We start from the raw sequence: 14,745 nt of genomic DNA on the forward strand, positions 1-14,745 counted from the left end.
ATGAGGTGCATTTTGAATGCCATTATATGCATAAAGATGACATTGAAAAGTTTAAAAAGGATTTTTCACATCTTGGAATTACCGTACTTATAAAATTAGGATTAGAAACCTTTGATTACAAATTACGTGAGGAAGTGCTGGTAAAAGGAATTGAAGAAAAGAATCCTGAGGTTATTGCTAAATATTTTGACGAGATAAATCTTTTGCAGGGAATAAAGGGACAAAATGCAGATTCAATGATACGGGACATTGAAATGGGGCTTAAGTATTTTAAAAGAGTGTGTGTAAACATTATGGTGGAAAATGCCATGCCTATAAAACCGGACAAAAAAGTAATTAATGAATTTATTAAAGAGGTATATCCAAAATACATAGACAATGAAAGAGTGGATATCCTTCTTAATAATATGGATTTTGGTGTGGGAGAAAACAAATAGAATAAAAAGACATATGCCGGCTATGCAAAGAAATTGATGCAATAGCTGTAAAAGACAAAAAACAGGAGGATAAGTATTATGTCAAATGAAGTTTTATTAGTATTATCAATATTTATTATTTATGGAAGTGTTATTGCTTTCTTTAAACTTTTTGGAAAGCAGGGACTTTACTGCTTTACGGTGTTAGCTACAATTGCTGCTAACATAGAAGTTTTAATTGTTATTGTTGCCTTTGGAATGGAAATGACTTTGGGAAATGTTTTGTTTGCATCAACGTTTCTTGTTACGGATATCATAAGTGAATTATATGGTAAAAAAGAGTCAAGAAAAGCTGTACATATAGGAATAGCAACATCTGTTACGTTTATTATTTTTTCCCAGTGGTGGCTTTTATACACACCATCTTCTACGGACATAATGATGGGATCAATGAAAACTATTTTTTCAAATACTCCAAGAATTATGATTGCCAGTATGTTAGTATATGCAATAGTTCAGGAATTTGATGTGTGGGCATACCATAAAATATGGAGTTTTACAGAAAAACGCTCCAACAGCAAAAGAGATTTTTTATGGCTTAGAAATAACGGTTCCACCATGGTATCCCAGTTTTTAAATGATTTATTATTTACTTTCGCTTCATTTTGGGGAATTTATAGCATAAAGACCCTTTGGAGCATTGTAATATCAAGCTATATTATATTTATTGTAACCAGTTTAGCAGATACTCCATTTGTTTATTTAGCAAGAAAAATTAAGGAAAAAGATGATTTAAAAGCCACAATACAGTAAATCTTCACTATTGCAATTCTAAAGGCATTTGTATATAATAAAATTTAACGTAACTTTAACACACTAAAGAATTAAACGAAATAAGTTACATAAGTATTTGAGAAAACTATAAAAAAGAGAAGGAATTAAAAAATGGAGAATACTCTTGAAATCAGATGGCACGGACGTGGAGGTCAGGGTGCTAAAACAGCAGCGCTTCTTTTGGCAGAAGTGGCTTTTAAAACAGGAAAGAATGCCCAGGGTTTTCCTGAGTATGGCCCGGAAAGAATGGGAGCACCTATTACTGCATATGACAGAATAAGTGATAAACCTATCAGGGTTCATTCTAATATTTATGATCCGCAGTTTGTAGTAGTTGTTGATGAAACACTTATTGAAATAGTGGATGTAACAGCCGGACTTAGAGAAGATGGTGCTATTATTATTAATACGGCAAAGAGTAAGGAAGAAATCATCCCACATTTAAGAGGATACAAAGGAAAAGTATATACAATTGATGCAAGACAGATTGCAATGGATACTCTTGGCAAAAACTTCCCAAACACACCTATGCTTGCTGCAATAGTTAAAGTAACAGGTGTTATTGATGACGAAACATTCCTTAACGAAATGGAAGGCTCATTTAGGCATAAATTTGCTAAAAAGCCGGAAGTGGTAAAGGGAAATATGGAAGCATTAAGAATTGCGTTAAGGGAGGTTAAGTAGATGGCTAAGACAGATATTACCAAATTAGCTCAGGATGTTGCATGGCAGGATGTAACAAGAGGAAATACAATTGTGGGATGTGGAACTACAAGAGAATTTGTAACAGGTGACTGGACTAACGTAGCTCCTGTAGTTGATGAAGAAAAATGTAAGCAGTGTCTTTTATGCGTGCCGGTTTGCCCTGACAGTGCAATTCCTGTAAAAGATTATAAAAGACAGGCTATAGATTACGATCACTGCAAGGGATGTGGCATTTGTGTAAAGGCATGCCCTTTTAATGCAATTAAGATGGAGGTGAAATAGGATGCCAAAGAGAGTTTTAATGTCAGGAAACGAGGCTGTAGCTACAGCCCTCAGACAAATTAATCCGGATGTATTTCCAATGTTTCCTATTACACCGTCAACGGAAATACCACAGTATTTTTCAAATTATGTATCTAACGGATTAGTAGATACGGAATTTATCACTGTAGAATCAGAACACAGTTCCATGAGTGCGGCATTAGGAGCGGCAGCTGCCGGAGCAAGAGCCGTTACTGCTACATCTTCAGCAGGACTTGCATTTATGTGGGAGGTATTAGGTGTTGCGGCTTCCAGCAGAATGCCTATAGCATTAGCGGCAGTGGCAAGAGCTCTTACAGGACCTCTTAATATTAACTGTGACCATTCAGACACCATGGGTGCAAGAGATTCAGGATGGATACAGTTATATGCCGAGGATAATCAGGAGGCTTATGATAACATGGTTATGGCATATAATATAGCAGAACACCCGGATGTTATGCTTCCTATTATGATATGTCAGGATGGTTTTATAACCAGTCACGCAGTTATGAACATGCAGCTTTTAGATGACCTTACGGTAAAAGAATTTGTGGGAGAAAGACAGCCGGTAGACTATCTTTTAAATCCGGATGAAACTTTTGCTGTGGGACCTTATGCTGTATCCGATTACTATATGGAATCAAGAAAAGCACAGGCTCACGCAATGGAAAATGCTAAGAAGGTTATTTTAGATGTTGCAAAAAAATTTGAAAAAATATCAGGACGTAAGTACGGATTGATTGAAGAATACAAGATGCAAGATGCTGAATATGCAGTGGTTATCATCGGTTCAGCAGCTGGAACTACTAAAGATGCAATAGACAGAATGAGAGCTAATGGTGATAAGGTAGGACTTATAAAGGTTCGTTCTTTCAGACCGTTTCCGGGAGAAGAAATTGCAGCATCATTAAAGAAATGCAAGGCAGTAGCTGTTATGGACAGAAGCGAGGCATTTTCTACAAACGGTGGTCCTTTAGGTGCTGAAACAATGCAGGCTATGTACACGGGAAAATGTGATGCTCTTGCCATTGATATTATGTATGGTATTGGTGGGCGTGATGTAAGAGTGGAAGATATGATAAATGTTTATGAAACATTAAAGGATATAGCAAAAACAGGTGAGACAGGTCCTACATACAGATATATGGGATTACGTGATAAGGAGGCAAAATAATGGGTTACAATTTTAAGGAAACAATGAATAAACCGGAACGTTTTGCTCCCGGTCATAGAATGTGTGCAGGTTGTGGAGCCACAATTTGTGCAAGAAATGTTCTTCGTGGACTTCACGAAGGAGATAAAGCTGTTATAGGATGTGCAACAGGGTGCTTAAATGTTTCATCTTTCCAGTACCCATACGTGGCATGGGAAGACAGCTATATACATAATGCTTTTGAAAATGCAAGCTCTACCATGAGTGGTGTTGAAGGGGCATACAAGGCATTAAAAAGAAAAGGAAAACTCAAGGAAGATTACAAGTTTATCTGCTTTGGCGGTGATGGTGGAACATACGATATAGGTATTCAGTCATTATCAGGAGCAATGGAACGTGGAACTAACTATACATATGTATGTTATGACAACGGTGCTTATATGAATACAGGAACCCAGCGTTCATCTGCCACGCCTATGTATGCAGATACAACTACAACTCCTGTAGGAAGTAAATGCAACGGAAAAGAGCAGTATAGAAAGGATTTGGCAGCAATTTTAGCAGCCCATGACATTCCATATGTGGCACAGACCACATTCTTTAACGGATTTAAGGATTTACATACAAAGGCAGAAAGAGCCATTTATACTGAAGGCCCTGCATTTTTAAATGTATGTTCACCATGTCCTACAGGATGGAAGTACAAGACAGATGAAATAATGGATATTTGCAAAAAAGCTGTTGAAACTAATTACTGGCCTTTGTTTGAAGTAGTTGAGGGTAAATGGATACTTAACTATGAGCCAAAGAACAGACTTCCAATTGAAGAGTTTTTGAAAACTCAGGGAAGATTTAAGCATCTTTTTAAACCTGAAAATGAACATCTGATAGAAAAGTATCAGAAGGAGGTTGACAGAAGATGGGAAGATTTACTGTTTAAATGCAGCAGATAATTAAAGGATAGCAATATGGAATTTGAATATAACAGAGACAAAAAATCACTGATTAACGTGATGAAAAGTAAGGCTGAAAAGAAAAATCTTAAAGTTGGTTTAGAAAATGATAAGATAAGCATCACCTTAGAGCAGGGAAAGTTTAATAATGGGGAAGATGCGATTCCCGTGACCTTTAAAGGAAAACTGGCGGATAAAAGTGACAAATGCATTATATCAGGAAAATTCACCTATGGATTTTATTTGTATGGACTGGTATTTTTTGCAGCTATTCTTATTGTTGCGAGATTTGTTGCTTCGGCAATGCAAAAGCAGACGGATAACATAATTTTGTGTCTGGTGGTAACTGTTTTACTTGCTATAGTGATTGTGGTAGTTAATTTTAAATCCAAAAAGGGAAAAGCAGTTATTGAAGAATACTTAAAGAATTTAAATGTCAGATAGTTTATTGGAAAAAATATTCTAAAAGGCTTATATATTAAGATATTTCATGGAATACCTTGACAATATTTTCACATTAAACTATGATACATAATATGTTACCAAAGGAGGTAGTTCTATTTTGACTACCTCCTTTTATTTTTTTATTTCAAAAAAGGGAGAAAAAATATATGAGTTTTGCAGAAATAATTTCAGCTATTGACGATTTTGTGTGGGGACCGGTGATGTTAATATTGCTGGTTGGAACAGGAGTATTTCTTACAGTAAGATTAAAGTTCAGACCTTGGAGAAATTTAGGGTATGCATTGAAAAGCACATTAAGTAAGGAAGCAAGAACTACAAGTAGGGGAGAAGGTGATGTATCACCATTTTCAGCACTTACTACAGCCTTGGCGGCAACCATTGGAACAGGAAACATAGTAGGAGTGGCTACGGCTATGGTGGCAGGTGGTCCCGGAGCATTGGTATGGATGTGGATATCAGCCTGCTTTGGATTAACATCAAAATTTAGTGAATGTATGCTTGCCATAAAATATCGTGAAGTCAACGAAAAAGGCGAAATGTCCGGTGGTCCTATGTACACAATGAAAAAGGGCTTTAAAAACAAAAAACTAGGAGCATTTCTGGGAATGCTTTTTGCAGTGTTTGCAGTAATAGCATCCTTTGGTATCGGTAACATGACACAGGCTAACTCCATTGCGGAGTCAGTACATGACACCTTTGGAGTATCAACTACCATAGTAGGTGTTATTCTTACAATTCTTGCTCTTGTAATTATTGTAGGAGGAATCAAGACAATTTCAAAGGTGTCATCAGTTGTTGTGCCTTTTATGGCTATTTTCTATGTAATAGCAGGATTGATTGTTATTATATTAAATATACAAAATGTTCCGGCAGGGGTTGCCATGATATTTAAAATGGCATTTAGCTTTAATGCAGTGGGAGGTGGACTTTGCGGAGCTATAACAGCGGCAATGATGAATGCCATGCGTTACGGTGTTGCCCGTGGAGTTTTCTCAAATGAGGCAGGAATGGGTTCAGCAGCCATAACAGCAGCAGCAGCCACCACAGATGATCCTGTACGTCAGGGATATATTAACATGACAGGTACATTTTGGGATACCATTGTAGTATGTACCATAACAGGACTTTGCATAGCTTCATCAGGAGTGCTTGGTATGACAGATACCACTATTAAGGGAACATATGATGTGGAGTCAAATAACATTGCAGTGGTAGCTCATGATAACGACAAAAAGGATGCAAATGTTAATTATGCATATGAACTTAAAAATTCAAATTTAATATTAAAATATGTTGATGATAATAACAAAGAAAATACCATAGAGCTTACATATTCAGAGAAGGATAAGCAGCCTTCGGTTATAGATGGAACATGGAACGACGCAGCAGGCAATGAGTACATATTTGAGGGTGGTAAATATGAATATAAGGAAGTGGTAAAGGGAGCAGCTCTTACCATTGCAGCATTTTCATCTGTTCTTGGAAAATTAGGAGGATATTTAGTAACCATAGGAATAGTTTTATTTGCATTTTCCACCATACTTGGTTGGGAATATCATGGTGAAAAGGCTTTTGAATATATTTTCAATACTCACAAATTTAACATGGTGTACAGAATAGTGTTCTCACTGGTGGTATTTGTGGGCGCAACCACGGCTTTGGATGTGGTATGGAATTTCTCAGATATAGCTAATGCATTAATGGCAATTCCAAACCTTATATGCCTCCTTGCATTAAGTGGGGTAATAGCTAAAGAGGTGGAAAGATTCCAGCCTGAGGTTGACAAGGCAAAAAGAAAAAATAAATAGTGCGACATATACTTTTTATAGACAAAAAAGGGTATTAAAATAGTGAAATTACAAAGTTAAAGTTACTGTTTTAATACCCTTTTTAATAATAACGTTTCAGTATATAAAGTGCATAAAAAAGCCGTAAAATATTGTGATATTTTCCTATATCAAACAAATTGACATTGTAAAATTACAATGTTAATATTTATTGTATAAGTAGTTTAACGTTTAACTGGAAGGAGGGTAGAAGGTAAATATAAAGATAAATAATTTGAAAGGGATATTTATAATATCAACAGGTAAATAAAATGAAATTGAGAAGAATAATTGCTTTTGTAATGGCAATAGCCATGACATTGCAAGTGGGGATTTATGAAAACACTACAAGGGTAGACGCAGCCACATCAGGGGAGGCAATATCTGTATTTTATGATACATACACAGATAAGGCTATGTATGATCCCGGAGATACCGTTAAGATTACAGTTAATGTAAATAACAAATCTGAAAGCAAAATCAAAAGTCTGGAATTGCAGGCTATGCATTTAAATAAAAAAGTTGGAGATAAAATTGTGACTGATTGCAATATTGAGGCGAAGGCAAAAAGCACAAGAATTCTTAAATGGACAGCACCGGATAATGATTTTCAGGGATATATGCTGGAAATTGTAGCAAAGGACGAAAACGGAACTGTTATAGATGAAGAAAGTGTAGGCGTAGACGTTTCTTCAGACTGGAGAAAGTTCCCAAGATACGGATACCTTTGTGATTTCAGTGAAAATGCAAAAACATATGGAAAAGTTGAACAGTTAAGTAAATATCATATCAACGTAATAGAATACTATGACTGGCATCATTTACATCACCAGCCGTTAGCACCTAAGGAACAGCTTGATTCAGGAGTATATCAGGACTGGGCAGGACGTAACATATATGTTAATACCATTAAAAATTATATTAAGAGTTCTAAATCAAAGAATATGGCATGTATGGCATATGATATGATATATGCAGGAACAGATGATTTTGTTGCCGGTGATAACAATGAACACAAAAACTGGCAGGTATTTTTTAAAGATGACAATAATAGAGGAACAGGAGCTTTCTGTTACAAGATGGGAGATTCACCTACAGGTAACGGAACTCTCTATTTTATGAATCCTCTTAATAAGGATTGGCAAAATTACATATTTAATGAATATAAGAAAGTTTTTGAATATTTTGACTTTGACGGATGGCATGGAGATACTGTAGGAGACTGGGGGGACATGGTAACTGCCGACGGACAGCCTCTTGGCTATACAGATGACGGACAGCCGATATATGTAATAGCAGATACATATAAAGAATTTTTAGATGCAGCAAAAGCGGCATTAGGAGATAAGTGTATTTCATTTAACCCGGTAGGCGCAAAGGGAATTATTCAGGCAAATACAAGTGCAGTAGATGCTCTTTACACAGAATTCTGGCCATGGGATACAGACAGAAACGGAAATACATATGATACATATAACTCTCTTGTAACTGAAGTGGAAAACTCCATGAAAGACAGCAACGGAAAGTCTTTGGCAGTTAAGTCATACATCAACAGAAATGCTACAGACGGTCATATGAACACACCGGCTGTTATGCTGGTAAATGCAGCTGTTTTTGCAGCAGGTGGTAACAGAGTTGAATTAGGAAATGGAAATAACATTCTTCATGAGGAATATTATCCACATGATGGAGTAACAATGACAAACGACTTAAGCAGCAGAATGAGAAATATTTATGATTTTGCTGTTGCTTATGAAAATATTTTACGTGACGGACAGACAGCAACAGATAATAAGGTTTCCATATCAGATTATGCTACAAGTACAGAGGGCGAATCAGACAAGATTTGGACTTATACAAAAAAAGGAAACGGATATCAGATGCTCCATTTAATAAATCTTCTGGGAACAGATAATAAATGGAGAGATGAAGACAGAACTAAAGCAACACCTACAAAGGTAGAAAATTTAAAGGTTAAATATTACTATTCAGATGAAGTAAATTCACTTTATCTTGCATCTCCGGATAAAAATGGTGGAATGACTGAAAGTGTGGCATTTACAAAGGGTGAGGATAGTGATGGAAAGTATATTGAGTTTGCAGTTCCATCTCTTGAATACTGGGATATGTTATATATGTCATCAGATGAACCAACACAGTTAAATGAGAGAACAAACCTTGAAAAATCATACACATTTGAAGGTGAAGATTATTATAAAGAAAAATTAGCAGAAGGTCAGGCAGATTTACAGCCGGGAGAATCATTCTCATTTACAATGCCTGAAAACATTGTAAAGGGCAAATACGAAGTAAGTGTTGTTTCTTGTGGTAACCGTACCAAAATTGGTGTGGCAGTGGGAGACAATGATGCAGCTTACATAGTAAGAAACGGCAACGGATTTGGTATGAACCAGATGACTACTGACAAATTATCCTCTACTATTTCCTTATCAGGAGGAGAGAAAATAACGATTTCAGATAATCCTGATGATGGAAGCGGTTACGGATGGGTTGACAAGATTATTGTTAAATTAGTTAAAACTGATGAAGCTGAATATACAAAGACATATGAGTATCCGGAAGGCATTATTTACAGAATGGAAGCAGAAGACGGAACACTTAAGGATGTGGGCGGAAATGATAAGCCACAGGTGGTATCTGAGGAAAATGCTTCTGAAGGAAAATATGTAAATAACATTGGACTTAATCAGGGAAGTGTAAGCATGGTTGTTCCGGAAGGCGTGGAAAAAGGTACATACGATCTTGTATTAAGCTATTCCAGTGGAACATCAGGTCAGGTTAATATTTGGGTAAATAACAGATGCTATAAGATGAACTATACAAAGACCAATGACTATTGGGGATTTGTTCCAAGTGTACAGGGTATTGGAAGTATTCCTGTTAAGCCGGGAGATGTAATAAAGGTTCAGGATGCATTAGACAGTTGCTGGATATGGTTAGATTATATTTATCTGGCAGAGCCTGGTACATATGAAAAAGCTGACTATGAAAGAAATTATAGCGCAGATGTTAAAATTGACGGTTTACAGATAAGCACAACTGTGGAAGGATACAGAACAGTATATACATTAGATGATCCTGACAGTGAAGTGGCAGAAGTGGGAATGATATACGGATTGGCAGATTATGTAAGTGAAGATGATTTAGAAGTTGGAAGTACCAATGCATATGTAAAGGAAAGCAAGGCAACAGAAAATGGAATATTATCTTCTGCTGATTCATCTACAAAATATGTCATGACTATGGAGTTTGTAAAGAACGCAGAGTTTTTCAATGTCAAGATATGCGAGAGAGCATATGCAAAGTTAAATGATGGAACAGTTATTTACAGTGATGCATTAAATTTCTCAGTATATGATTTAGCTGAAAATCTTTACAGAAATAATAAAATGAAAAATAAGGCTGCTCATGATTATTTATATGACACAATAATAAGTGCAGTAAATCCGGCGTATACAAAGATAGATTTTAACATTGGTAATTCATTAGTAAAACCGGAATAGATTTTATATTAAAGAGAGGTTATCACATTGTGGTAGCCTCTTTTTCTATTGGTAAATATTTGGCAATATGGTATGATACATTTGTGATACAAAGAAGTTACAAAATATAAAGGTAACAGATAATTTGTATTTTTTGAGGGATAAAAATGATTGAAATTTTAATAGCAGAAGATGATGAAATAATTGCAAATCTTATAAAGGTAAATTTAGTAAAGGCTGGTTATTCCTGCACCTGTGCATACAATGGAAGGGATGCTGCGAAAATGATGGACACGGTAAAATTTGATTTGTGTCTGTTTGACATAATGCTTCCTGAAATAGATGGATATGACCTGTTAGAATATGCCAAAACCATGGATTACCCTGTGATTTTCATTACGGCAATGGGAAGCACGGATAATAAGGTAAAGGGACTAAAGTTAGGGGCAGATGATTACATAACCAAACCCTTTGAAATAGTTGAAATGCTTGCAAGAGTGGAAAGTGTATTGAGACGTTATAGGAAGGCGGAAAATCTTATAGTGGAAGAGGATGTAACCATTGACTTAGCTTCTATGGAAGTGAAAAAAAACGGAAAGCAGGTTATGCTTACACTTAAGGAATTTAATTTATTAGTATTATTAGTGAGAAATAAAAACGTGGCTTTGTACAGGGAAGTTATATATGAAAATGTATGGGGAAGTGATTATATGGGAGATAGCAGAACTGTTGACCTTCATATTCAAAGAGTGCGGAAAAAGTTAGGGTGGGAGAAAAAAATAGAATCAGTATATAAAGTAGGATATAGATTAAAGGGCTAGACATGAAAATTTTTTGGAAAATATTTTTATCTATTTTAAGCATTGTAACGGTAATGTACCTTGTTTTTGGAGGTGCATTACTTTATGCGTCTTTTAATAATTCATTAAACAGGGAAATTCAAAGAGAAGTAAGCGAAAATAAAATGTTTATGAATATGCTTAAAACGTCTTTAAGTGTATCTGTGGAGGATGATAACAGGTTAGAGGAAAATGTTATAAAAACCACGGAATCTGTACGAAACAGTTTGGGACAAAACAGATACAATATCAAATTATGTAATTCCAAGGGAGTGGAAAAGTACAGGGGAAGCACCATAGAAAGTTTTATTTCCGTTAAGGAAATGAATAAAAAAAACAGTGCTTATGTTATAAAGCTTGCAGATGATAATGAACATTATATTGAAAATATGAACAAAATAGTTGTATACGGAAAAACTTATTATGTAAGCAGCATAAAAAATATACAGTACATATATGAAGATAGAAATACATTATATAACAGATACAGGCTTATGGTAATTATGGCATTTGTTGTGTCAGGAATATTGTCTTATTTAATTTCTAAAAGGATAACAAAACCTATAGTTGAATTATCAAAAATTACTGAGAAAATGGCATCAGGAGATTACGGCGCAAGGGCAAAGGGAAAACAGACGGGAGAGGTTGGAGTTTTAATTAACAACTTTAACAGTATGGCAGATATTTTAAAAGAGAATATAGAAGAATTAGAGGACAGTGCCAGAAAACAGGAAGATTTTACTGCAAGTTTTGCTCATGAATTAAAAACACCTCTTACAGCCATTGTAGGATATTCAGATATGATTCGTTCAATGGATTTAAGTGAAAAAGAAATTAAGGAATATTCCAATTATATTTTCTCTCAGGGAAAAAGATTAGAAAAACTGTCCTTTTCACTGATGGATTTAATATCTCTTGACAAGCAGAATATCAGCTTTGAAAAGGTGAATATGAAGCGTCTTCTTAAACAGGTAGGAGAAATGGCAAAACCTAATCTTATACAAAAAAGAATAAAGTTTAAGATTAAAGCTGAAGAGGGCAAGGTATATGGAAATGAAGAATTGCTTATATCACTGATAAATAACATAGTGGATAATGCCAGAAAGGCTGTGGATATAGGTGGGGCAATTCTTATTACGGGACAGGCATCAGGCAATGAATATATGGTAACCGTTCAGGATAACGGATGTGGAATGGAACCGGAGGAACTTAGAAAAATAACAGAGGCATTTTATATGGTGGATAAATCAAGAGCAAGAAAAGAGGGAGGCGCAGGCATTGGAATGGCTTTGTGCAAGAAGATTGTTTCCATACACCATGGGAAATGGAAAATAGGCAGTAAACCGGGGGTAGGCACAAATGTATATGTGATACTACCTATGGATAATAAACAGTTAGCAGGAGAAGGCTATGAAAATTAAAAAAACGATATTAGCGATTATGGGAATCGTGGTTATAATTGCATTAGCCATGATTTTGCCGATAATTTTAAATGAAGTGACAAATAAAAGTAATGTAGGAAAAATAAGCTACAATGATGAAACGGCTTATGAGGTGACTACAGGAGAAACTAAGTCTACTGAGGAAAAGCTTGAAATATTAGGGGATGTTTTAAGTGGTAAGTCAAATGCCCAGGTTATAAATGTAATATTTAATTCGGAAAATAAGAAACTTAAAAGTGTTGAAAAAAGTATTAACAATGAATATAAGAAATGGCTTCAGATTGAAAAGAAATTGTTTGGGGAAAAATATAATGATTTGCTTTTTGATGGACAGCTATACTTTGATGATATTCAATTATACACAATATACGATATGGGAATATCTTATTATGTTTGTGATGTTGTTGTATACAATAAAGAAACTGGACTTAAAAACCCATTACAAATATATGTGGATAGTGATACCATGAAAATATATCTTGTAACCTGTAAAGATATTGAGATATTTGAAAAAATGGCAGTACAGGTTTATGAAGGAAAAGACAATTTGTCATTAGCTATTATACAGTCTAAAATAATAGATTCTCTTGCAGATTATTATGGCATAGAAAAAAAGTCAAAAATGCAAAATGTGGAAACAGATGAGGGAATAGGGGTGAATCTGATAAATGATGTGTTGTGGCAGATTCATTCGGGAATTGACGGAACATCAGTAAATATAGGAATAAGTGAGTTTGAGGAGTTTACATATTATAATAACAATTTTCAGAAAAACGATATAAAAACTGATGTGAAATCAGGAACCATTAGTTGATAATGGGTAAAAAAGACGATATACTATCATAATGAGTGTTTGAAATTCAAACATAAAAGTATGTTGGAGGCATTTATGAAACCTGTTGAAATAAAGGAATTGTATGATAATACAGAAAAATATATTGACAAAGAAGTTGAAACATGCGGATGGGTAAGAAGTATAAGGGATTCTAAAACCTTCGGATTTATAACAGTAAATGATGGTACATTCTTTAAACCCATACAGGTGGTTTACAGTGATAAACTTAATAATTTCTCAGAAATATCAAAAACAAATATTGGAGCGGCACTTATTATAAAGGGAAAATTAGTTGCCACACCTAATGCAAAACAGCCTTTTGAAATTCAGGCAGAGGAGGTAATAATCGAGGGGGAAAGTACCGGTGATTATCCTCTGCAAAAGAAAAGACATAGTTTTGAATATCTTAGAACAATATCACATTTAAGACCAAGAACAAATACATTTCAGGCAGTTTTCAGAGTGCGCTCCCTTTGTGCCTATGCCATTCACAAATTCTTTCAGGAACAGGGATTTGTATATGTTCATACTCCCCTTATTACAGGAAGCGACTGCGAAGGGGCAGGGGAAATGTTTCAGGTTACTACTCTGAATTTAAATAATGTTCCAAAGGATGAAGAGGGGAATACGGATTACTCAAAAGACTTTTTTTCAAAGCCAACTAATCTTACAGTATCAGGACAGCTTAATGGGGAAACATATGCTATGGCATTTAAAAAGATTTATACCTTTGGACCAACATTTAGGGCAGAAAATTCTAACACTACAAGACATGCAGCAGAGTTTTGGATGATTGAGCCGGAAATAGCTTTTGCAGATTTAGAAGATGATATGGAATTAGCAGAGGCTATGATAAAATTCATAATAAAATATGTGTTAGAAAATGCACCGGAGGAAATGGATTTCTTTAACAGCTTTGTTGATAAGGGACTTTTAGACAGATTAAATCATGTGGTAAATTCAGATTTTGGCAGAGTAACATATACGGAGGCCATAGATATTTTAAAACAGCATAATGATGAATTTGAGTATAAGGTAGAATGGGGATGTGACCTTCAAACGGAGCATGAGCGTTATCTTACGGAAAAGATATTTAAAAGACCGGTGTTTGTAACGGATTATCCAAAGGAAATAAAGGCATTTTACATGAAGTTAAATGATGACGGAAAAACCGTGGCAGCTATGGACTGTCTGGTGCCGGGAATCGGAGAAATAATCGGTGGAAGCCAGCGTGAGGAAAAAGAAGACGTATTAAGGAAAAGAATGAAGGAGTTAGGACTTAATGAAAAGGACTATGAATTTTATCTTGACTTAAGAAAATACGGTACTGCAAGACATGCCGGCTTTGGATTGGGATTTGAGAGAATGATTATGTATCTTACGGGAATGGGCAATATAAGAGATGTAATTCCCTTCCCAAGAACGGTTAATAATTGTGAACTATAGAGAAAATTTTTGGCATAAGATAAAT

General features: G+C 35.2%; 12 protein-coding genes and 1 pseudogene. All 13 read left to right on the forward strand.

All coding sequences use genetic code 11. The features are described from left to right. Positions 1 to 437 (forward strand): annotated as a pseudogene (locus Q5O73_RS07085) (radical SAM protein); the annotation flags it as partial. Between the two features lie 78 nt (positions 438 to 515). After that, positions 516 to 1,229, forward strand: coding sequence for a queuosine precursor transporter (locus tag Q5O73_RS07090; protein WP_302669348.1), 714 nt, complete (start codon positions 516 to 518; stop codon positions 1,227 to 1,229). Positions 1,230 to 1,361: 132 nt separating this feature from the next. Further along, entirely contained in the window at positions 1,362 to 1,934 is a 573-nt protein-coding gene (locus tag Q5O73_RS07095; RefSeq protein ID WP_021952256.1) for a 2-oxoacid:acceptor oxidoreductase family protein, read from the forward strand. Beyond that, entirely contained in the window at positions 1,935 to 2,237 is a 303-nt protein-coding gene (locus Q5O73_RS07100; protein WP_021952257.1) for a 4Fe-4S binding protein, read from the forward strand. 1 nt (position 2,238) lies between these two features. Then, the gene (gene porA, locus Q5O73_RS07105) at positions 2,239 to 3,432 is read left to right on the forward strand and encodes a pyruvate ferredoxin oxidoreductase (protein ID WP_118589399.1); all 1,194 of its coding nucleotides are present in this window, start codon (positions 2,239 to 2,241) and stop codon (positions 3,430 to 3,432) included. Further along, positions 3,432 to 4,364, forward strand: coding sequence for a thiamine pyrophosphate-dependent enzyme (locus tag Q5O73_RS07110; protein WP_302669349.1), 933 nt, complete (start codon positions 3,432 to 3,434; stop codon positions 4,362 to 4,364). The genes porA and Q5O73_RS07110 overlap by 1 nt, the downstream gene beginning before the upstream one ends. A gap of 15 nt (positions 4,365 to 4,379) precedes the next feature. After that, the gene (locus Q5O73_RS07115) at positions 4,380 to 4,808 is read left to right on the forward strand and encodes a hypothetical protein (RefSeq protein ID WP_021952260.1); all 429 of its coding nucleotides are present in this window, start codon (positions 4,380 to 4,382) and stop codon (positions 4,806 to 4,808) included. Positions 4,809 to 4,975: 167 nt separating this feature from the next. After that, entirely contained in the window at positions 4,976 to 6,637 is a 1,662-nt protein-coding gene (locus Q5O73_RS07120) for a sodium:alanine symporter family protein (protein WP_021952261.1), read from the forward strand. Between the two features lie 290 nt (positions 6,638 to 6,927). Next, a complete protein-coding gene (locus Q5O73_RS07125) occupies positions 6,928 to 10,179 on the forward strand; it encodes a glycoside hydrolase family 66 protein (protein WP_118589398.1) in 3,252 nt (1,083 codons plus the stop codon). Between the two features lie 146 nt (positions 10,180 to 10,325). Then, entirely contained in the window at positions 10,326 to 10,979 is a 654-nt protein-coding gene (locus tag Q5O73_RS07130) for a response regulator transcription factor (RefSeq protein WP_021952263.1), read from the forward strand. Between the two features lie 2 nt (positions 10,980 to 10,981). Beyond that, positions 10,982 to 12,418, forward strand: coding sequence for a HAMP domain-containing sensor histidine kinase (locus Q5O73_RS07135; RefSeq protein WP_302669350.1), 1,437 nt, complete (start codon positions 10,982 to 10,984; stop codon positions 12,416 to 12,418). Next, complete coding sequence (locus Q5O73_RS07140) at positions 12,408 to 13,253, forward strand: hypothetical protein (RefSeq protein WP_302669351.1); 846 nt, start codon at positions 12,408 to 12,410, stop codon at positions 13,251 to 13,253. The genes Q5O73_RS07135 and Q5O73_RS07140 overlap by 11 nt, the downstream gene beginning before the upstream one ends. A gap of 75 nt (positions 13,254 to 13,328) precedes the next feature. After that, positions 13,329 to 14,720 (forward strand): asparagine--tRNA ligase, encoded by a 1,392-nt coding sequence (asnS, locus tag Q5O73_RS07145; RefSeq protein WP_021952266.1) that lies wholly within the window; start codon positions 13,329 to 13,331, stop codon positions 14,718 to 14,720. Positions 14,721 to 14,745: the final 25 nt, after the last annotated feature.

Source organism: Eubacterium sp. AF15-50, assembly GCF_934835595.1.
In the GTDB taxonomy this organism is placed as follows: domain Bacteria; phylum Bacillota; class Clostridia; order Lachnospirales; family Lachnospiraceae; genus Eubacterium_G; species Eubacterium_G segne.